At 38.8% G+C, this 21,642-nt stretch carries 18 protein-coding genes and 1 pseudogene; 8 read left to right on the forward strand and 11 right to left on the reverse strand.

Features of this window, described 5'->3' with window-relative positions:
• Positions 1–19 precede the first annotated feature (19 nt).
• Positions 20–1,720 carry an alkaline phosphatase D family protein gene (locus tag PCIT_RS22875; RefSeq protein ID WP_010366042.1) on the reverse strand — a complete coding sequence of 567 codons (1,701 nt, stop codon included), beginning with the start codon at positions 1,718–1,720 and terminating at the stop codon, positions 20–22.
• 290 nt (positions 1,721–2,010) lie between these two features.
• On the opposite strand from PCIT_RS22875, the gene PCIT_RS22880 reads away from it, so the two are divergent.
• Positions 2,011–2,763 carry a hypothetical protein gene (locus PCIT_RS22880; RefSeq protein WP_010366040.1) on the forward strand — a complete coding sequence of 251 codons (753 nt, stop codon included), beginning with the start codon at positions 2,011–2,013 and terminating at the stop codon, positions 2,761–2,763.
• Positions 2,764–3,076: 313 nt separating this feature from the next.
• Here PCIT_RS22880 and PCIT_RS22885 read toward each other — a convergent pair whose 3' ends face one another.
• On the reverse strand, positions 3,077–3,694 hold the full coding sequence (locus PCIT_RS22885; protein ID WP_010366038.1) for an EF-hand domain-containing protein: 618 nt from the start codon (positions 3,692–3,694) through the stop codon (positions 3,077–3,079).
• 608 nt (positions 3,695–4,302) lie between these two features.
• On the opposite strand from PCIT_RS22885, the gene PCIT_RS22890 reads away from it, so the two are divergent.
• The 3 genes from PCIT_RS22890 to PCIT_RS22900 all read left to right on the forward strand — a co-directional run bounded on the left by PCIT_RS22890 (position 4,303) and on the right by PCIT_RS22900 (position 5,753).
• On the forward strand, positions 4,303–5,223 hold the full coding sequence (locus PCIT_RS22890; protein ID WP_010366036.1) for a hypothetical protein: 921 nt from the start codon (positions 4,303–4,305) through the stop codon (positions 5,221–5,223).
• Between the two features lie 64 nt (positions 5,224–5,287).
• Positions 5,288–5,494, forward strand: coding sequence for a hypothetical protein (locus tag PCIT_RS22895; RefSeq protein ID WP_010366035.1), 207 nt, complete (start codon positions 5,288–5,290; stop codon positions 5,492–5,494).
• Positions 5,495–5,591: 97 nt separating this feature from the next.
• On the forward strand, positions 5,592–5,753 hold the full coding sequence (locus tag PCIT_RS22900) for a transposase (protein ID WP_010366032.1): 162 nt from the start codon (positions 5,592–5,594) through the stop codon (positions 5,751–5,753).
• A 41-nt stretch (positions 5,754–5,794) separates the two neighbouring features.
• On the opposite strand, the gene PCIT_RS22905 is transcribed toward PCIT_RS22900, so the two are convergent.
• The 7 genes and pseudogenes from PCIT_RS22905 to PCIT_RS22935 form a co-directional block, all read right to left on the reverse strand.
• Positions 5,795–6,280: a YdcF family protein gene (locus PCIT_RS22905; RefSeq protein WP_010366030.1), complete on the reverse strand. Its 486-nt coding sequence runs from the start codon at positions 6,278–6,280 to the stop codon at positions 5,795–5,797.
• A 123-nt stretch (positions 6,281–6,403) separates the two neighbouring features.
• Positions 6,404–6,769 (reverse strand): hypothetical protein, encoded by a 366-nt coding sequence (locus PCIT_RS22910; RefSeq protein ID WP_010366028.1) that lies wholly within the window; start codon positions 6,767–6,769, stop codon positions 6,404–6,406.
• Positions 6,770–7,047: 278 nt separating this feature from the next.
• Positions 7,048–9,753 (reverse strand): protein kinase domain-containing protein, encoded by a 2,706-nt coding sequence (locus tag PCIT_RS22915; RefSeq protein ID WP_010366026.1) that lies wholly within the window; start codon positions 9,751–9,753, stop codon positions 7,048–7,050.
• Positions 9,746–10,465: a PP2C family serine/threonine-protein phosphatase gene (locus tag PCIT_RS22920; RefSeq protein ID WP_010366024.1), complete on the reverse strand. Its 720-nt coding sequence runs from the start codon at positions 10,463–10,465 to the stop codon at positions 9,746–9,748. The genes PCIT_RS22915 and PCIT_RS22920 overlap by 8 nt, the downstream gene beginning before the upstream one ends.
• Positions 10,465–11,139, reverse strand: a complete 675-nt coding sequence (locus tag PCIT_RS22925; RefSeq protein ID WP_010366022.1) for a vWA domain-containing protein — start codon at positions 11,137–11,139, stop codon at positions 10,465–10,467. Before PCIT_RS22925 ends, PCIT_RS22920 begins: the two co-directional genes overlap by 1 nt.
• 152 nt (positions 11,140–11,291) lie before the next feature.
• Complete coding sequence (locus PCIT_RS23370) at positions 11,292–11,459, reverse strand: DUF2938 family protein (RefSeq protein ID WP_084622662.1); 168 nt, start codon at positions 11,457–11,459, stop codon at positions 11,292–11,294.
• Between the two features lie 163 nt (positions 11,460–11,622).
• Positions 11,623–12,306 (reverse strand): annotated as a pseudogene (locus tag PCIT_RS22935) (IS5 family transposase); the annotation flags it as partial.
• A gap of 793 nt (positions 12,307–13,099) precedes the next feature.
• Between PCIT_RS22935 and PCIT_RS22940 the strand changes: the two are divergent.
• Positions 13,100–14,074: a transposase gene (locus tag PCIT_RS22940; RefSeq protein WP_192992840.1), complete on the forward strand. Its 975-nt coding sequence runs from the start codon at positions 13,100–13,102 to the stop codon at positions 14,072–14,074.
• Positions 14,075–14,633: 559 nt separating this feature from the next.
• Here the strand turns inward: PCIT_RS22940 and PCIT_RS22945 are convergent.
• Both PCIT_RS22945 and PCIT_RS22950 read right to left on the reverse strand, forming a co-directional pair.
• Positions 14,634–16,217, reverse strand: coding sequence for a DUF726 domain-containing protein (locus PCIT_RS22945; RefSeq protein WP_010367708.1), 1,584 nt, complete (start codon positions 16,215–16,217; stop codon positions 14,634–14,636).
• 751 nt (positions 16,218–16,968) lie between these two features.
• On the reverse strand, positions 16,969–17,136 hold the full coding sequence (locus PCIT_RS22950; protein ID WP_010367706.1) for a DUF2986 domain-containing protein: 168 nt from the start codon (positions 17,134–17,136) through the stop codon (positions 16,969–16,971).
• A 267-nt stretch (positions 17,137–17,403) separates the two neighbouring features.
• On the opposite strand from PCIT_RS22950, the gene PCIT_RS22955 reads away from it, so the two are divergent.
• The 3 genes from PCIT_RS22955 (at position 17,404) to PCIT_RS22965 (ending at position 21,635) form a co-directional block, all read left to right on the forward strand.
• Positions 17,404–19,209: a S8 family serine peptidase gene (locus tag PCIT_RS22955; RefSeq protein ID WP_010367704.1), complete on the forward strand. Its 1,806-nt coding sequence runs from the start codon at positions 17,404–17,406 to the stop codon at positions 19,207–19,209.
• Between the two features lie 13 nt (positions 19,210–19,222).
• Complete coding sequence (locus PCIT_RS22960) at positions 19,223–19,648, forward strand: hypothetical protein (RefSeq protein ID WP_010367702.1); 426 nt, start codon at positions 19,223–19,225, stop codon at positions 19,646–19,648.
• A gap of 355 nt (positions 19,649–20,003) precedes the next feature.
• Positions 20,004–21,635 carry a methyl-accepting chemotaxis protein gene (locus PCIT_RS22965; RefSeq protein ID WP_021032374.1) on the forward strand — a complete coding sequence of 544 codons (1,632 nt, stop codon included), beginning with the start codon at positions 20,004–20,006 and terminating at the stop codon, positions 21,633–21,635.
• The last annotated feature ends 7 nt before the right edge of the window (positions 21,636–21,642 follow it).

A 21,642-nucleotide genomic window follows, 5' to 3' on the forward strand; every position in this document is an offset into this window, starting at 1 on the left:
CCCACTGTATAAATCTGAGTTAAAACCTAACTATCGTCGATACTGCTTCTTCATCAGCCGTTTGAATTGAAAGTTTGATCTCTCTATTTTGCCAATCTATGTCTAACATACCGTAGTTACTGCCTGATTTATTTACCAAGTGACGGTCGCTGGTGGATAGCTGAGAGATATTTTTGCTAACCACACCTACTTTACCGGTAGGAATGTCTGCGCCATTACCTGCGCAGTAGCCCCAGTGTGCTTCATTACCATTATTTTGTTCGTCTACTTGGGTATAACACCATGGCTTAGAGCGATCTTGTGTTAAACAACTTTTGTGGCTTTTCCCATTGTGTTTAGCTGGAAAATGGCACTGTTGTGTGAAGCTGCCATCGCCTTTAGTGTCGGCATAAACTGGTAAACGCAGAGGGTTTTCAATATGATATGGCCAGCTTTGGCCAAAGCCTGACGCGGTAATTTCGTACACTGTGGTTGCTTTGCCATATTCATTACTGGCTGGAATGTTTTTTTGCAGCAGCTCACCCCAGTGTTGATCACCTGATAAGAAAATAACCGCTTTAGTATGACCGGCGTTTATTGACTTTTGAACTAGACGGAGCAGCTTTTCACGTTGGGCCGGCATTTCTGCCCAAGATTCATAACTAGTCCCTGACATTGATGACTCATTCAAATTACTGATTGCTTGATCAAACTCAACGCCATCAGCATAGGCACAGTATTTATTTCTAGCTCGGCCTTGATAAAGTGGCGGCAAAACCTGAATGCCACTGGCAATGAGCTTAATTTCAGAGGGCTTTGCGAGTTCCTTTTCTAGCCATTGCCATTGCGCCATACCTAAAATAGAACTGCTGGCTCCTTCACATTCACCATAACTGCTAAAGGTTGGTGATCTGAAATAGCGAGCGTCGAGCGTGATAACATGGGTTTGCTCGCCAGGTTGGCCGAGCATTTTGGCTTCATATATACCCTGTTGCGTTGTATGGCGTAGGTCTTCAGAAGGCACATCAAAATGGCGTAAGTAAGCTTGTTGTGATTGAGCGCGTTTTGGGTAGTGCTTACCATCATTATTCTGACCGAAATCATGGTCATCCCATGTTGCCATGACAGGGATTTTTGCTTCTAGAAATTTTTGATAGTCGGGGTTGAGCTTTTTGTCATCATATTTTTGGCGCATTCGACTCATATCGGTGGTATCGGCGTAAATATTATCCCCCAGCCATAAAAACAGATCGGGCTTATGGCCAATTAACCGTGATAACGCATCTGGCATGTCGCCTTGCGTTTTAAAGCAAGAGCCAAGTGCGACCCGGTCTAAGCGTTTACTTTGCAGTGGTTGAGTATGTGATAACAGTTCAGAGGGAGGGGTTGGGTCGCACTCTTCCCAACTATTCCCATCGATATAGCACCAAGGTGTTGTGTGATTACGTGAAGAGCAACCATAAAACTGTTCACCCATATAGGATGAAGGCGCCATACAAGTTTTACCTGATATTGTTTTGAATTTTGGTATGGTTTCAGCGCGGACATGTCCCCAACTAGCCTCTTCAACTGGGCTTTTTAAGTAACACCACTGGCTACCTGCATTATTTTTATTGGTGGTGCCTTGGTAGTCAGCGCCTAGGTAATTAAAACTTGATTTACATTCATTGTAATGTACTTCCGGTGCAGCCATCACGATTGTTGGCAATATGCTTAATAGCAAATAACGTGTTATTTTCATTGTAACCCCCAGATATAAAACACATTATCATAGTGAGGTTTTGTGAATAGCGTCTTTCAAAACTGTTTCAATATTAATACATGATAGGGAAACGGGTATTTACGTCGCTTTTGAGTGGTTTACTTAATTGCCATTAATTAAATTATCGAAGGGTTTTAATTCGCTGGTTTTTGTAATCTTTGGACGGTAATGTGCATAAAAAACAATAAGTCATTTAAATTGACTTATTGTTTTTTGCTTGATAGTTTAATTTTAGAAAATGACCAAGCGAAATTAAAAAGGAAATTAGGATGAAATATTTATCAAGCTTATTTGTGGTGGCGTGTGCATCAAATAGTGCGTTGGCTGGCGTAATTTATGACCAAGACTCGGAAAGTAACCGAGTGAGTACCTATACCCACGGGCCTGTCAGTAAAGTGGAAGTGGTTACCTCAAATTCTCGCTATTTCCAAGGGTTTTATGAGACCCAAGGAATGGGCGCTGAATGTTCTCATGTTGCTATATTTGATGATGTGGCAGGGTACAAAATAGGTGATTTAAACATCAGCGACGTTGCGTTTTATGGTGAGGTACCAGAAGGTAATATACACAATGCGAAATCCTTGCGTTTAACTTGCCAAGCAGAGGGTGTTGATTATGTTGTTCATCATAAAGTACCAGGTGCGCCTAAAGTGACGTTGGAGTCAAATGTTGTCGCGAGCCAGTGGCAACCTATATTTGGTCGTACGCCAGGCCATTACAAAGATGTGCAATATAGCGCAAGTGTATTCATTGATAACCAAGCAGATGATGGAAAGTGCTATGTTGCTGATCAGGTTGGCACAATGCCAAAGGCGCTGCCACTTCACCCAGAAGTGATGCAGTTCAACACCAATCATTTTACAATGGACGGTGCTGCTTATTACGATGCGTATAGACCTTTTTTGGTCAAAATTATCTTCTGTAGTAATGCTGGAGGCACCACTATATTGGGTGATGAATGGACCTTTAGTCAGTCACAGGAAGGGAAAATAAATCACGAGATTTGGTTTAATTACCGGTAAAATGCTTTCTAGGGTTAATGGCTGCCAAGTTCATAGAGTTGCTGACTATCATCGATTATCCTCATCAGATCAGGGGGTTGTGACGGAGAGTAATGAGCAAATTTAATGCCATAGATACTTTTAGCTACAACGTAGTAGAGGGAGTTTACTTTTGGCTGTGGGGCCACTTTAACCGTGTAAAGGCTTAGTTGAGACGGTTTCTTATGATAAAAAGTATCGATAGACTGGGCTATCGATACTTGCTCACGGATATCATTAAATTAATTGAATACTATCTGCTTGATTCAAATTACACTTAATTATTTACTGAATCTTATACTGGATCTGAGTCGTCAACTAATTCATCAATACAGGTTTTCACTGCAACTCGAGTCGCTTTTCTTGATTCAAAATGGGCAGTAAACTCCTCAACAGTTACGTCATTACTATTGTCTGCGTCCATGTCAGTGAATGCATCTGTTTTGTGTGCTGTAACGGCGGTGGTTATTTCAGATAAGCTTAGGCCACCACTTAGATCTGTATCGAGCGCAGCAAATTTTGTTTCTGGTGAAGCAAACTTGTCAGCAGTAGGAACCACAATATTTGCATCTCCACTGTCGTCTTTCGCATCTTGTACACACTGTACAATATCTGCTGCATAAGCAGATAAATCAGTTTGATGACGCTTCTTAGCTAAAAATTCACTCAGTTCAATTTCAGAGCTTGCATCTGTATCAGCTCTATCAAGCTTTTTTTGCGCCTGAGTATCAATGTTAGCGAGCACCTCGTCGAGTGTAATTGCGCCGCTGGTATCTGCATCGATACGTGCAAATAGTGTTTCAGGCGCTTTTTTGCCACCTTTACCGCCCTTGCGTGCATCAGCTGGTGTGCTGAGTGTTAAAGCCGTTAATGCAGTACCAATTAGTGCGATGTTGATGATAGAAAGTTTCATAGTCATTCTCTTTTTTAGTAGATTCAAAGGTAGCAACGGTTCAACCATAGGATGGTTGACAAAGGTTCAAAGAAAATCACATTTAATTTTATGTGCATGACTTACTTGCCATTTGTTTTTCTTTAAAAGACTTAACCGTTCTTGTTCGGTAACTATAAAATGGAAGACAAATGTGCAAAAAATATGACCGAGTTTGTCAATGTTTGTAAATTTAGATGCGGTTAATCGCCAAACTGCGGTGATAACAAGATCTGGTACCGATCGTTTTAATATAATTTACTTAAGCTCATTAAAAGGACGAGGAGGGTAATCCACTTTTGACGTATTTATATAGACTTCATATACTAATGAACACACCAGTTGAGTTATAAAAGAGATAATATGACAATGCTTTTGGATTATGTTTTATGAATAATTATATATGTAATTAACTGTTTTTTCTTTTAAATTTGATGCTATGATGTTTTCTTAACCGATACAAGGAGTGAGTAAAGTTTAGTATCACTTAGTGGTATCTTTTTGCATGGTGTACAACTTTTTACAGTTTTCTACGTGACCTGCGTATCTTCTTTGTATAACTTTCTGATTTTATATTTCATGGGTTATTTATGTCTTCTAATAAAGGTAATTTCGCAGTGTTGCTAGCCGCTTTGGCGCTGGCGGTATCAGTCTATGGTGTTTTCACTGACAATGAGGTAATTGTGACTCAAACTGGTGAGACTATTAGCTCAAACAATGATGAATACAACAGGCAATGGGTTGAAAACAATAGCAATGATAGTTTAAGCGCTGAGATATTAGAGTTACGTCGATACATACTCGATTTAGAAGAACGCTTGAACAATCAGCAGTTCAATGATGTAGAGGCACCTCAAGGCATGCCTGTTCAGGCTGATTTTCAAGATGCGGTACTTGAAGTGATAGCCTTAAAAGAAGAGCAAGATCGTCAAAAACTCAAAGAAAAAAACCCAATGTATGGCTTTTATGAGGATTTGCCCGAAGATTATGAAATAAGAATAAAAACAGATCCCGATTATGCACGACAAGTAGGTAAAGACTTAAAAGCTCAGATTGTGGATGAGAACCTATCGGCAACAGAGCGCTTAGCCGCGATGAGTCAATTGCAAATGACAATGTTTATGCTCAATAAAACAGAAATGCCAGAATATGATTATGAAGCGGTTGATGCGATATTGAGTATTGGCAGAAATAGCAGTGATGATAAGGTTAAAATTCAAGCATTAGAAGTGGTTGCCCATACACCAGTTGCCGATGCTAGGGTATCAGATAGCTTTATGTCTTTATTAGAAAAAGAAGATAACGATTACATTAGAAGCATGGCTGCCGAAGGGTTAGTGGCGCAGTATTATAAGTCACAAAGTAAACAACCTGAACTCAGTAAAAAAGTCGCTCAAGATATTTTGAGCCTTTACGATAACGCTTCTGATGCTAAATTAAAGCAGCTATTTGACAATATCATTGGTGATGCGCGTATGCTGGATGAACTGCGAAATGCGGCGGGGCAGTAAGTGTAATTTTTGAAGGTGTTTTAGTTGGCCCCAACATTCATTTGAACGAGTAGATGGAACTAATATGAAATTAATTCTACCTTGTGTGTTATTGATGTTTGCTATTTATACAGAAGTTGTGTTTGCTGTAGATAAGCAGAATATTTTAAACTTAGATAATGTGTATAAAGCGGACAACGTACCTGCACATGAGATTATTGATTTGCATTTAGAAGCGTATAATAAAAATAATTTTGATGCTTTTGAAATAGTGCCATTACGCTTTTTCTAGTTGGCCTATTTCTATCGGTGATAAATGATACTTTTTACTAATGGATTGAATTTAATGGATTATTGTCATTAAGATTATTAAATACCCACACCTTGAAATGAAGAAGAAAAGTAGGAATTGCTCACAGTACAACCGTGCTTTTGTTCAACGCGGTAACATCAATATTTGGCTAAGTGATAGTGCCATCTCAAAGTGGCAAAATACCGAAAAACACGGTGGCCGTGGACGTTCAAATGACTATTTTGATTTAGCTATTTGATCAACAAGGCCCTGCGCGACACCTATCCTTACTTGTTAGCTTTAAAAATTTGCTAACTCACGTTTGATTGCATTTTTTTCATGCTGAAGTAACTCTTTAAACTCAACTTGGGTAGTTATTGTTGTAGCCTCTGAATATACAAACTCTATATTAGGGAGTATATGGTTGAATACCAATTTTGCACGTTCCATATGGAAATCCGACGTAACCAAAACTACATTCGTAATAGAATGCTTTTCTAATATAGGTTTGGATAGCGTTGCATCTTCTCGAGTAAAGGAGCTTAAAGCAATCTCAACAAATGAAGAGAGAGGAACACCATTAGACATTAAATGCTCTTGTAAATATTTCCCATGTGGAATATTGGTTGAATTAAAATGCTGACCAAAGCCACCAGTACAAAGTATTTTACAATCACCAATTCTATTATACTCAGAAAGTGCTTTTTCAGACCTTGAAAGGGCAATTGGTAATAAATTTCCATTTTCGTCATTGGGTGATCCTAAAACAATAATCGCGCAACTCATGATAAATCCCCTTTACAGCTAACGCCTCAGTTAAAAGGCAAAATTTAGTTGGCTAAAATTTGAAGAGGAGCGAAACCAGCCAACTTAATTTTGTTCGCTTTTAAACTGTTTGTTAGGTTTTCTTTACCCGTAATAGACAGGTAATAACCTTGCCTTAAACCCTTTAGCGTAAATCCACCATTTAGCACCTACATCATCGGTAAGTTGATAGAAATTAAGCTCGTTTTCAAGATAATTAGAATCCATTACACTTACCGCTAGTTCGTTCGATTGTTCCAGTTTTACAGGAGCCAATAAGCGAAATGAAAGACACATTGAATCAACGCCATAAAACTCTAGTTCTATTTCACCATCATCTTTGGTTCCAATATCACCATTAAATTTAATTAACAATGATACCGTAACATCGGATTTCTCAACTGATATATTTTCTACATCAGCAGGACCTTCGAGTTTAGAAAGATAATCGTTGATTTGCTCCAATTCCATCTTGAAAACCTAACGAGCCTGTAGAATTACTCGTTTTAATTTATTTTTTATTGATGCCTCAACCATAGCCGACTTCCTATTTTGATTCAATCGTTTAGTGGCTTTTCACTTTGATTTTCATTATGTGCTTTGAGGGGGGCTTTATGGGTATTAATAGTAAATTTTAACTGACATACCGGGAGTGTCCATATATGTAATCTTAATCCACTTTCATATTTAGTTGAATAAGCTATTTTAAACTTCCTCTTACGTTATTTACAACTTTCTTTCAAAGTACGTTAGTTAATATTAAAAAGATCAAGTTTATATTCTTGAGTCGCTAAGGTCTTTTTAAAATCTGCGGATTTAACATCAGATAACATAAACCAGCCAAGTGCGGCCTGTTTACCATCGTTTGATAGGGTAGAGCTTAAGTGGGCGATTCTTTTTGTGTCGAAGCTATCAGCGTTTGAACTGTCAGAAGATCTATAACTTCTCGCCAGCTTAGCGCTTAGTGTTAGGCTATTCGTCGAAGCATCTAATTTATAGATAAACGCTTTAGCAAATATAGTATCACGTTGCTCTTTTGCATCAATGCCGGTTAATAAGGTATCACCGGTTTGATTTAGTTTAAAACCTCTATTTAAGCCTAATTCATTGACGAGTTTAGAGTTTCGCATAAATGACATCTTTGCTTTAGTGTTACTAATACTTGCCGGTACTTTAACTAATACTTTTGTTGGTTTTCTTTGTTTTGGTGTGATTCGTATAGTTTTTCCGTTAGGAGTGTTTATTGGCTGCCATCCCAACGTAGTTTTTTTCCACAAGCTGATCATCGGGTAGGCTAGCGCCACTTCAACAGAGTCACCAAAAAAGGTATAATATTTATCATTATTTATTTCTTCTTCTGCGTATTCTCCTATCGCTAAAATATCTCCAGATAAGTTCGTCGCAATATCTACGCCCGACATTAAGTTAGCATTAGGTAAGGTCGAAAAGTCAGTTGTTACCAAGTATGAACCATCAGTTAAAGTGAGTTCAACCACAAATCCTTGGTAGTTTACGCCATATTTTTCGCTTTTCGCCAAAGACAGTAGTAATCGTTGACCTCCATCAATCGTTAACAACCGCGTAATATGCCAATCTTGCCACTTGGTTGGTAATTTTTGCTTTAATAAAGGCTCTTTAGGGCTATTAACATCATAAACCACTAACTCGAAACTGCTCGCCATTATTAATTTTTTGCCAGAAGACGTTAAACTAAATCGCCAAGGACGATAACTATGCGCTGTTTTTTCTGTCGGATTCTCCATTAATATTCTTTCAGCACTGAAGGAGTTAAACGTATAGGTAACTTCTTCACCCATACCTACTTGGCTAACTCCAGTACAAATACTCGGATTGTATTTACATTTATAAACATAGGCAGTTTCAGTATTATTGTCGTATTGCCAATCGTTTAATCGGTATAGTCTATCGTTTTGCTTTTTAAGTTGGCCTAGCTCCTTTCCCATCATTTCAAAATTAATCGTTTTTAAGCTGATCTCAGCTGAGCTACTTGGAGATATCACTCCAAAAGGAAAGTAATTTAGTAATGGAAAATTAGATGATGAGTCAAAACGAGTGAATTGATGAAAAGGTATTTCAGCTAATTTATTAGCTTTAGATTGAGACCCTCTTTTTATTTCACGGTAAGTTATATTACCTGATAATGAATTAGCTACTGCTATGGTAGGTGCTTTGCTCAAGGTAGATATTTCTGAGCTGATAGCCGAAATTTCGCGTTGTTTAACTTCTTTTTTAGGTACATTTACGCTAGTGGGGGCAGAATTAAAATCTATCGAGGTAAAGATAACCACAATAAAAATAATGGCGAAAATTACAAATAATAATGTTGAGGGTCCCATTTTTGAAAGAGCACTTGCCACTACATTACCGGTTGATAAATTGTGCCCATTAATTGTTTGATGTTTTCTTTTTGTTGCCTTCTTCTGAGTTTTTGCCTGTTGCTGTATGTTGACTCTGGTTTGACCTAGCTTACAATGCGGGCAATTTTTTTGCCAATAACTATGGCTGATATCTTGTTGACAGACCTTAAGGTTGAGGCTCTGCTTTGCTAGTAACTGCTGCCATGCACTGGCTTTTATGCGGTGAGTGTTGGTTAAACTTTGGCTGAACGCTTGTAGTAAAGCATCAGGAAAATCATCATGTATACTCCACGGAGACGGCTTTATTTTTTTATGTGGCATTTTAGCGTAAGCATAAAGGCCAGCGGTAATTTTTGCTTGGTTATCGGTTGGAAGTGACTTACCGTCTTTTGAAACGCCTTGAAAAGGGTGCAAGCCATTATTTAACAGTTGAAACAATATCGCAGCTAAAGCAAATAAGTCTTGTGCTTCACCTAACTTTTCAGGAGCAAGTTGGGCAGCAAAGGCTTCTGGGGCAATATAACCTGCGGTGTATTGATGCCCCAGAAATTGCTTGTTATTACCTTGTATAGAAAAGCCGTCACAGTCGAGAACGACTACTTCTGCGTTGCGTTGATCAAATGACAAGTTAGCTGGCTTTAAATCAATAATATGATGGCCAAGTTGATGCAATTCAGCCACTTTTTGAGCTAAATTAACCGCAACTTTTACTCTAAATTGATAGCTTTCGCTGATACCTAAAGAAGAACGTAAGCGCTTTGAGAGTAACATTTCAAGCGTATGGCAGTGGCTCAAATCAAGTAATGGCATCGCGTAGCCGATGAAATTACTCTTCTGATCACTAAGTATGGCTACTGGCCAACAAAAGCCGTTGCCTTTGGGAGCATGAGATAGCATTTGCCACAATTTATCTTGCCGTTGCTTATCTTTAAGCGGATCATGATAAATTTTTAAAGCTAATTTTTTATCAACACTCGCATAAATAGTGCCATCAGCACCACTGCTAATTGCCTTCTTGTGGTAGCGTATTTTTTGTGTCTTGCCATCAAGGTAGATCAGGTTTACGTTATTACTCATTAAACAGCCAAACTAAGGTTTTATCATCGCTGGTAATAACGTCAGTACGAGGATCTTTTAAAGTATTAGCTAACGCCTGTTCGCCAGTAATGCTATCAACACTTTTTAAGTATTGGTGTACAGGCAATAAAAAATTTTCTGTTGGACGATAAGGGTTGGTTAACGCGGCAAAACTAGCAGCACCATCAGACATTAAAAACCAAAGTTTGTAACGCTTAGGAGCACAAATATAGCGCAAATGTGATTGCCAGTCAGGTAGCGTAAAAAAGTAAGTTGTTTCGGAAAACTCGCCATTTTCAGGCTCACTCACCACAAAGTCAGACCAATCATCGGGATTGATACCAATAATTAAACCATCGCCAATATGAAAAACTAAACTGCCATTATTATTAGTGACTATGCCACATAAGGTTGCGTGATAATCAGATAATGGTCCTTGTTTACCCACCTCATCTCTGACTTGACTAATAGCGCCTTCGATACGGCTTAGTGTATTTTCATCCATTGATATTGTTTGAGCTAAAACTTGGCAAACGGTATCGACTAATAGTCTAGAGCCAATGTGAGAATGTACTGCAGAGCCCGCACCATCAGACAAGCAAGCCACAACACCGCTTGAGTTTTTGGTTACTTGCCAAGCGTCTTGGCAAGGAATATCCTTAGAAAGGTGAGATGTTCCGGTAATTGCGCTACCTAAAAAACGTGTAGACATTAAATTTCAACCTCTGCCCATTCATCAGGAGCAGGTAAGCGAACTTTTTGCCCAGGAACACTAGCAGAAACCGTCGCCATAGAACGACTTAACCACACAAACAATTCACTAAAGTTTAAACCTTTTAATTTTTTAGCTGACTTATTTGAAAATTGGCTTAAGGCTTCAAAATCTGCACCTTCAGTACCAATTGGAAAAACAACAACTTGTTTATTTGATTCAGCCTGCCGGCATGCTTTTGCTGAACTTTCCCAGTCAATATCGGTTGGACAGCCATCAGATAAGAGAATTATCCAAGGTCTAGTGCTAGAAATACCATTGCTATCATACACCGACTTTTGTTGTTGTACTTCAGTCAATGCAGCGTCCATACCGGCACCTAGCGGTGTTAAGCCACCAGCTTTAATGGTTGGCGCTTTAAAATCGACGGCATCCACCCAAGGCTGTAAAACTTCAACATCGTCATGACCGCCTACAGCTAACACCAATACTTGTATTCTTAATGCGGTTGAGAGGTCGCTCTTTAATTGCTCTTCAAAAATTTTAAGACCAAGATTAAGCTGTTTAAGTGGCTCACCGTACATAGAGCCTGAGGCATCTAAAACGAGCACACAAGGAGTTCTTTGATTGGCGTTATCGATAAACTCAACACCAGGAATAGCATTATTAGACATTTGAAATTAAATCCATTTAAAGTAAAAGCTTATTAAATCAAAAAAAGTTAATGAATTCTAACGGTATTTTAAAAAACTATTTGATGTCTCAATGCTATAGCAAGTAATGTCGTCCATTAACTTCATTGCTTCCATATTATTTTTTATTACTACTATATGCTTAGAGGGTTGATTATGGTCGGTAGGTAAAACCCCAAGCCAGCTATTCGATGTGTAATAAAACTATGTATGCGGGCGAAGTTAGGTTTAGGCTTTTTTGTCGCAGCTCCTAAACCTAAGCAAGGCTGTAGTAGCAAATCAGGAAAAATAACCGTAGCTATTCAAAAGCAATATGCTACGCCTTGCCCGCAGTTTAATAAAATGTTGCGTTATAAGTGACAGTCGTTTGAATAAATTTTAATTGACATATATGGACACTCCCGGTATGTCAAACAAAATAGGCCTTGTTGATCAAATAGCTAACTACCAATCAATTTCTCAGCTTTAACTCTGTTGCTGATATTTGGGCATACCTAGCCCAGTCATTTTATTTATTGCCTTCACTTTAATCATCGTTTCAGTATGCTGACTATTAAATTGACGACTTTTTAGCTTATCACCCATTAATTGTTTAAAACGATACATCGCCGTCTCGGCAAGTGAACGAAGGTGGTACCCTGAATTCACTTTCCACTGCGTTAACCCTATTTGGTGCATCATAAATACGGCATTATTTCTGGGGTGTCCTTTTTCCCAGTATTGGGCATTGTCTCTTGGCGGTACCCGCATAATCGCTTTTTTTGCTGCGACCTCCTCATAGCAACTGCGTGTGTCATATGCTCCATCACCTGTGACTCTGTCTATATTCCTACGCAGTGGCCTGATTAAATCGGCAAGGGCTTCTCCATCTGACACATTGACCATCGACAGCTCAGCACCCACAATATCGTGACTTGTCGCATCTACGGCCAAGTGCAGTTTTCGCCAAGTTCGACGCTTAGTCGCTCGATGTTTTCTCGTATGCCATTCACCATTTCCGTACACTTTAAGGCCTGTGCTATCGACTACGATATCTATAAAGCCTTTGCCAGCGCTCTTTCTATATTGCACATCAAGTGTTTTGCTGCGTTTACATAAACAACTATAACCGGGTGATTGCTGCGAAGTATCCATCATAGTGAGCAAGGAATTTACAAACCCCTATAAAGCTCTTAACGGCAAGTGAAATACAGCTCTTAAGGTTAAACAGGTTTCAACAAAATAACTCTGGCGGGGTAGAACAAACTACCTCGTTTTTTCATTTCGTCGCTGCCACTATTTGACGTTTGACCCATTTGCAATAAAGCGTTGCTCTGACATATATCCGGGCTTAACTGTTATTTCAGTGCCCCTAATGAGCTTCGAGCCTATACACCCTAATTTGAATACACCCAAGCGGTTTATATACCGTGCCTTTGCCGGGTTTTGTATAGGCAGGCTAGGCCTTTTTTCATCTAACTGTAGTGAACAATGATAGGCGATTGGCAAGTACTCTCAACACCCACTCGGGTTAAGTCACCCTTGTCTTTTACGAGCTGCTTGCCAATCTAACTTTGTATTTAAACATTACCTTGAACCTGGTTGCATGAACGTATGGGGCGGTAATATTCATTTTTTTGAAGTAATATCCACATTAATCTTGCCAGACGATGCGCCATAAAAAAATTTAAACTGACACCCATCCAAAATTGACTGTTTTTCATTCATCATCTACCCTTTAAATTCAGTTTAAAAGGTAAGCAATTTCCTCATGGTCACAGCACGAAAAAGACAAGTGAGTTTAACTGACACCAAATACTACCATTGTATTTCACGATGTGTTCGCCGGATTTTAACTGACGCCGGATTTTAACTGATTTTAACTGACACCCACCCAAAATTGATTGTTTTTCATTCATTGCCTATCTTATAGATTCAGCTTAAAAGATAGGCGCTTTCTCTTATGGCCACAGCACGAAAAAGACAAGTGAGTTTAACTGATACCAAATACTACCATTGTATTTCACGGTGTGTTCGTCGTGCGTATTTGTGTGGTGAAGATAAGGTAACAGGGCAATCGTATGAACACAGAAGAGGCTGGATAGAAGACAAACTGCTGGAACTTGCCAAAGTATTTTGTATTGATGTGTGTGCGTATGCGGTGATGAGTAACCATACTCATATTGTGCTTTATGTAGATGATATAAAAGCTAAAAGACTGAGTGATAAAGCGATTATTATCAGATGGCATAAGCTATTTAAAGGTACCATACTGTCTCATAAGTCCCTTCAAGGTGAGCGTCTAGACTCAGCACAGCAATACTTTTTAAATAAAGACATTGAACAATTTAGAGAACGTTTAGCGAGTATCAGTTGGTTTATGCGGGTACTGAATGAAAGCATCGCCCGAAAAGCGAATAAAGAAGATGGTTGTACTGGGAGATTTTGGGAAGGGCGCTTTAAATCACAAGCCTTACTCGATGAAGCGGCACTGGCAGCTTGTATGGCGTATGTCGATTTAAATCCAATCAGAGCAAAGATGGCTGACACACCCGAAACCTCAGACTACACCAGTGTAAAAACTCGTTGTGAACATGCCAAAGAGGGCAAGCAACCTAAACAATTGGCGCGTTTTGCAGGCAGCCCCCGAAAGCGCATGCCTAAAGGTTTACCGTTTGAATTAAAGTCATACTTAGAGCTGGTAGAATTAACCGGCCGATGTATGCGAGCAGATAAGCGAGGCGCTATAAGCCCAATCAACTCCCCAATTTTAGAAAGACTAAACATAGCCCCGGAAAACTGGCTAAAACTCACCACGCAATTTACCAGAGTATTCCACGGTGCAGTAGGGCGACCTCAAAAGCTTGATAATTATTGTGCGAGCCTGGAAATTAAACGGCGGGCTAACTATAAGCAGTGTGAAAGGTTGCTGGCTTAATTTTTAGACCATCAAGATAATCTCTATATAACCAATATATCAAGCTTGGCGGGTTAGCCGTGCCTTATTACTGGGTATGAGTTCAGTTTTTCTCTATTTTGGAGCTTATAGCGCATTTACTTGATTCAATTTTACTAACCAAACGATATTTCAGATTGAACGCGGCTTATTTATTGGAATTAACTTTTGGGTGGGTGTCATCTTAATCAGTTTTGTGTGAAAGGTTGCTGGCTTAATTTTTAGACCATCAAGATAATCTCTATATAACCAATATATCAAGCTTGGCGGGTTAGCCGTGCCTTATTACTGGGTATGAGTTCAGTTTTTCTCTATTTTGGAGCTTATAGCGCATTTACTTGATTCAATTTTACTAACCAAACGATATTTCAGATTGAACGCGGCTTATTTATTGGAATTAACTTTTGGGTGGGTGTCATCTTAATCAGTTTTTGTTTGACATACCGGGAGTGTCCATATATGTCATCTTAATCTCCATTGCTCAGCGGAAAAATGCGAGCGCGAGCGAGTAGTTTTTCCGCTGAGGCAATTTGTTATGCTTTTATTGATTAGGCTGCGTTATAAAATTTTCTATTTCCCCTTTATATTTTGAATGGCCGCTCACATGGATAGAAACATCTACATTATTTATTTTTGGATTGTTGATTCCATGCCTACCAATAGGGCTACCAAGATCGAACTTAACTCCCTCTCCTGCTTTATATAAATATTTTAAAACAGAATCATTTGAACTAAAGTAGTTATTGATACTTCCAGATACGGAGTCTTCAATACCTGACCAATTTACACAGCTTGATGTATCTTTATCAGTTGAACAGCTATTATTTACGGCACCTCCAAGTAGATGTACATCTTTAATAAAAGCTTCATCTTTTGTTTTTAGGGAAGCTAAACATGAATAAATTACTCTCGCTCCTAAGGAATGTCCTATTAAAATATACTCTTTATCAGTTCTTGCAATAATATCTGATAACAAAGCTCCTACTTGGTAAGCTTTCACTCCAGCCACAGACCATGGATTTGTAACTAATCCAAGAGCTTGAAAAGCGTAACCTACTGGAGCAAGTTTGGTTGCTGCGGTTTTTGATGCAGATTTAGCTAACCCCCATACTCCTTTTTTAGCTATTTCTTTACTACCAATAGCGCTGAAAGTGCTAGCAATATCTCGAAGTCTCTTTGCTTCCCATTTCACATAATAAATTTCATTCTCTGGATAAATGTTTGTCAGTTCATCTAACCATTTACCTGATGCTTCCTTAGATTTTTCAGTTAAAAAACCATCTATACAAATTATTGCAGGTTGTGTACCTGGTTTAATTTTTATAATTTCAAAACCATCAATATCACCATAATAACTATTTGATATGACAGCTCCGTATCTACCTCCAAGAGCTGAACCAGCAGCAGTTACTACTGCTACGCCTCCTGCCATTCCAGCACCTCCAGCTGCTAACGCGCCGCCACCCAAAGTAGCAAGACCAGCATTTGTTGCAGCTGCACCACTATATCCTAACAAAGAAGTGCCTAACGCCCCACCTACAGCTGGGGCTGCAGCGAGTGCTAAAGGTGCTATTACTGCAGCACCGCCGATTGTGTAAGCGGCAGTTGTGCCTATTTTTTTATAATCTCTATCTTTTCTTTCTACAATATCTCTGTATTCACCTATGGTAGAAAGTTTCCAATTAAGAGTTTCAAACTTTGCAATTGTACCTTCATGAACAGAACAAAAATTACCTGACCAAATACCAACATCATCTTTGTCTGTATTTTCTTCACCGGCAAATTTTGCTTTATTGTTACAAGCGCGACACTTAACAATTTCTTTACCACAGCCGTTACAGATATAAATATTTCTAGTAAAGTTGTTTCTTTCTTTTGGAGTACAACCATGTTTTTCAAAACACCAAGAACAATAACTCTCTATTTCTTCGAGATTAGAATCTAGAAAATTCCCAGCTTTGTCTGATAAATCAGAAATTGATTCTCCAACTGAGATTTTAGCGTCATTAATTCTATCTGTTATTTCTTCAGGGATGCAACCTTCTACTTTATCCGCAACATTACTAGCTTTTTCTTTAGCTGAATTAGCTAGCTTCTCTGCATTCTCTTTTAGTTTTTTAAACATTAATTGAAATACTCCATTAGTTATTCAATATGATATTGGTTTTTATTAGCATAACAATTTAATATCGACCCAATGGGTCGTTTTTCTACCGAGCCTCGGGTCATTTTGATCATTGTACCAGTTCTATCACAATAACTAACTTGTTGCTAAAGATATATTTTTAATCATTGTAGAAATTATGGAAAGGATACAAACGACCCAATGGGTCGTTTTCTTGACTATAGAAGAAACACAAAGCAACTGGACATAAAAACAGTGTTTTAAAAATGATTTTCTAATGCCGCTATTCTTTTGAGGCATTCGCCTAAACACGTTTTAGGGTAGAAACGAGTTACGCTTCAAGGTCCACTATTGGCACATTTTGGCCCGATAAGATCTCTTCTGTGAGTGACGAAAATTAGCGCAAAGCTGAGATATACTTTCAGCTAGTAATATGTTCCTGTACTCCTTTATATAAAATTTAGAGAGTTTTCTGCATATTGGTGTTAATCCACCAGTTGAATCACATACTAATACCATCGAGACACTATTAAGATAGTTAACTACTAGATCTAGAAAGACCTTTTCTTGTTCGCTTTTTAGCTTTAATGGATTAACAATGAGATCTGCTAATAAATACATCGAGAGGACTGTTTGAAGAGGTGAATAGAAAAGTCTTCAATAAAGCATCATATTTTTGGAGAAGCGTTAAATGGTTCTTTGAAAGTTCTTGTTTCCAATTTGTTTTACCGTGAAGGAGCAGCGGCTGCGATCACTCAGCCAACTCAGTAGAAAGGTTATCTTGTGTTGCGGTGTTGTCGACTTGCTCAGCTCTGTCTGCTTTAGAGACGTAACGTGGTTTATTACTTTTATGTAATTTTGCATTCGCACGTTTATCTTTCTTTTTAAGCTTTTCGTAAATCTTCTTTTTACGGTTCATTAATGACTCCTCATGTTTAGATTGCGCATTGTATTGTGAATGAGTGAATAATGGAAATTATGGCGAGATAATTTTTTTATCACGTTCCTCTTTTACGTTTTTATGTGTGTTTTATGTTTTTTTTGTAATTTATTTTTTACTTTAAGTTGCTGTAAATTCGAATAATTGCAAATATTAACATGACAACGGTGTCTTTTGACTGTTGCTGAATTGTGATCACGGTGTTATGTTTAGTTCCCCTTTCGGGGCATAATTCTAGGGGAAATGATGATTTATAAAAAAACTATACTTGCAGCTGCTGTGCTTTCTGCAACATGTGCAGCCAATGCAAATACAGCACCAACACAAGAATTAACAAAAAAAGATCCACTGACATTTCAACAGTGGCATTTACAAAACACCGGTCAAACTGGCTTTTCTTTATCGGCTGGCCAAGTAGGTGAAGATCTTAATTTAGATTTTTCAGACCGTATGGGCATTAAAGGCCGCGGTATCACAGTATCAGTTATTGATACGGGCGTTGAGATTTCTCACCCTGATCTAGTTAACAACGTTGTACCGGGTTCTAAAAACCTAGTTGACGGCAGTGACTTCCCTACAGATAACAATGGTCACGGTACTGCTGTTGCTGGTTTGATTGCCGCTGAAGAAGGTAATGGCCTTGGTGGACGTGGTGTAGCACCTTATGCAAACTTAGTTGGTTTCAACTTTTTAGATGAGCAATCTGTAACATCATGGATGGTGTCTCACGGCCTAAATGAAGATTTCCGTGCACTTGATCGCTTTACAGATCCTCGCGTATTTAACCAAAGTTATGGTAGTACGCCATCAGCACCCATTGACGGTACTTTAGCAAACAACCCGCGTTTTGCGCTAGAAGAGCAAGTAATGCAAGACATTACACTTGATAGCCATTGGGGTCGTGGTGCGGTATATGTTAAATCTGCGGGTAACTCTTTCAGAAATTACAACGCCTATATTCAAGGTACTCGTTTTTTAGTTTTACCTTATGAGAACAATCAGTTCTTTAATAACCAAGGGCTGCCATTCCACGATGCGAATATTACGTCAAGTAATACCACTAATTGGAACCTAGTCGTATCAGCATTGAATGCTGATGGTAAGCTATCTTCATACTCTTCTGTTGGTGCGAATGTATTTTTATCAGCACCAGGTGGTGAGTATGGTCAAGACAGACCTGCAATGGTTACGGTTGACTTAACTGGCTGTGACAAGGGTGGTAATGTTACTGGTGCACATAAAAATGCGTTACATGGTGGTGCTGAACTAGACCCTAATTGTGACTATCGCGGCACAATGAATGGTACATCATCAGCTGCACCAAATGCATCGGGTGCAATTGCAACGGTTATGTCTGCAAACCCAGCGCTTGATTCTCGTACAGTACGTCATATTCTTGCTTCAACGGCACGCAAAACTGACCCTACGCATGATGGTGTATCAATTAACTTTGAATCAGCTACGGGTGAACAAGTTAGCTACGATGCAATCCCTGCATGGCAAACAAATGCGGCAGGTTATAACTTCCATAACTTTTATGGCTTAGGCGCATTTAATATTGATGATGCTGTATATAAAGCATTGTTTACCGGTGTTTCATTGCCTGAGTTGCAAACAACGCAGTGGCAGTTACAAGAAGCGAATGTTGCTATCCCAGATGCAAGTTTAGCGGGTGCGCAAAGCACAACGGTTGTTGAAGAAAACTTAACGATTGAAGCGGTTCAGTTGAAATTGAACGTTGACCATGAGCGTTTACGTGATATTGCAGTAGAACTCACTTCACCATCAGGTACTCGTAGTGTGGTATTAAGTGCACGAACTGGTTTCTTAAATGGTACAGATGGTGGTTTCACTAATTCTATCATGCTGAGTCACCACTTCTATGGTGAGCAATCTCAAGGTAACTGGACAATCAAAGTAATTGATACTGATAAAGGTACCAGCAGTACTTTAATCTATAACCAAAATATTGGTTTGTTCAGAACGAATACAGCCAACAATGCAGTAGATGGTGTATTGAAAGATTGGTCTTTAAGAATTTATGGTCACTAAGGGGTAGATGTATATGAAACAACTATTAGTAATTGCTGCAATGACAGTATCTTCAGTGGCGCTAGCAAACACGGCCGTGTCAAATGAAGAATTGGCGCAACATTCAGTGCAAGATGTCAGTGTGCTACTGGCACAAGGTGGCCAGTTTGGTACGGTTAATGACGGTCAAAGTGTTGAGAAAGGTCAGATCATCGTAGGTGAGAATGGTCTAAGTGCTTTCAAAGCAACAGGTGAAGTGATCGTCGAATTGGCAACATTTGCAGATGCGGATAAAGTAGCTGCAGCACATGGTTTGACACTTAAGCAAGCGTATAAGTCATTCTATGTTGTGACGTCTTCACAGACTAATTTGACAGAGGTGGTTAATACACTGCGTCAACAAGGTACGGTTATTTCAGCTGACCTTGGTTTAATTGACTTAGGTACTAAAGTTAATTAATCAATTAATAATTAGAGGCTTAAGAGTTTTCTCTTAAGCCTTTTCACTATTTAAATTAACCTTCTTGATACAACTCTGCCCTACATACTTTCTTAATTTTATATTCAATACTTTATTGTTGCTGGAATTGTTAATTTATTACTTTTAATATAATAATTTTAATGCTGTATAGGTGAGTAAACATGCAATATTTAGCGGGTAACTGAACAAAGCTACCTGATTTTTGCGTTTTTATGTTTTGTTAATTTTCCTTCCCCTTAATTCTTTATAATATTTTTCTTTCCTTTATTCTTTTTTTATATATGATCCCGCTCCTTAAAAATTTTAATTGATAATTTGGAGTTGTGCGTTATTTATGAATATTAGGGATATGTCTATTGCTAAGCAGGTAGTAACCAGCTTTACGCTTGTATTTGTTGTGGTTGCTGTACTGTGTGCATTAACGTTTTCTGGTGTAAGAAGTTTGAGCCTTGATGTTGAATCAATTGTTAAAACCAGTATTCCTTCACTCGAATTAGTCAAAGAACTTCAGCTTGATTTAACGACTGCAAGAAAAGATGAATTTCTGATTGTCACGAACGTAAATCACCCCGATTTTAAACTGTGGATAAAGAACCTCCATGAGTTGAAATTTCAGATCTCGGGTAAAATTAATGGGTATGAACAATTACACACATCACATGCTGAACAACAAGTATTTTTAGCATTCAAGCGTGCGTGGCGCAGGCATCAAAATGAGACTCAGTCATATAATAGCTTATTAAATCGTAAAGAGTTTGAGCAAGCAACAACGCTTATATTAGAGAGCTTTGCGAGCTATAGCTTAGCAATTTCTGAGCTAAATGATTTGGCAGAATTAACCAAAGAAAACGTAGAGTTAGCTGAAAGTTCAGCACTTAATACCTTATCTCATACCACTATGACTATTATCATATGTTCAATTATCACTCTGTTGTTAGTTGTGGTGTGTTGTATTACATTAAATAATGTCATTCGCAAACCACTAGCGCAAGCTGTTGATTTAGCTCAAACTATTGCGCAGGGGGATTTAAGTAGTAATGGTGAGGTTCGTCAGTTCGGTCATAATGAGTTTGAACGATTACTGTGTGCATTAACCCAAATGCGAGATCAATTAAATAACTTAGTTAATGGGATCAATGACTCGGCGATTCAGCTGACAACCGCTGTGGAAGAAGTCAGTATGGTGTCAAAGCATAATGCTAGTGGAATGACTGCGCAGCAATCTGAATTAACGTCAGTGGCATCGGCCATGACGCAAATGCAAGCAGCAGTAGCTGAGGTGGCTATCAATACTGAGGCCGGTGCAGAGTCTGCTAATTTAGCTAATACGCAGGCACGTCAAGGCAGTATGGCATTGGCTGATAATATTACACATATAATGAGCGTGGCTGATGCTGTAGGGCAGGCTGATCAGTTGGTTAATGAACTAGAAAAAGATTCACAGAACATCAACATGGTGGTGGATGTTATTCGCGAAATTGCTGAACAAACCAATTTACTGGCATTAAACGCAGCGATTGAAGCAGCACGTGCAGGTGAGCAAGGCCGAGGTTTTGCTGTCGTAGCAGATGAGGTACGTTCATTGGCTAAGCGCACCCAAGAATCTACAACACAAATTATTGAAATAGTGAATGAATTACAATCTAAATCGAAAGAAGCGGGCAGTGCGACGCGTTTGTGTCAAGATGGTATTTCAAACTGTGTGACACATACGAACAAAGCGAGCGAGTTAATTGGTGAAATAGAGCAGGAGATAGATCGTATCGCCGGAATGAGTGGCCAAATAGCGACTGCCTGTAATCAACAAAGAGTCGTTTCTGAAGAGCTTAACAAGAATGTCGAAAATATTAACATGGCGGGTGCAGAAATGACCGAAGGGGCAGGGCAAACTTCGATCGCTTGTAATGAAATAAGCCAATTGGCGCATGACTTAAAAGGCAGCGTAGAGCAGTTTAAATTGCGTTAATTTTTAA

This window comes from Pseudoalteromonas citrea (assembly GCF_000238375.3).
In the GTDB taxonomy this organism is placed as follows: domain Bacteria; phylum Pseudomonadota; class Gammaproteobacteria; order Enterobacterales; family Alteromonadaceae; genus Pseudoalteromonas; species Pseudoalteromonas citrea.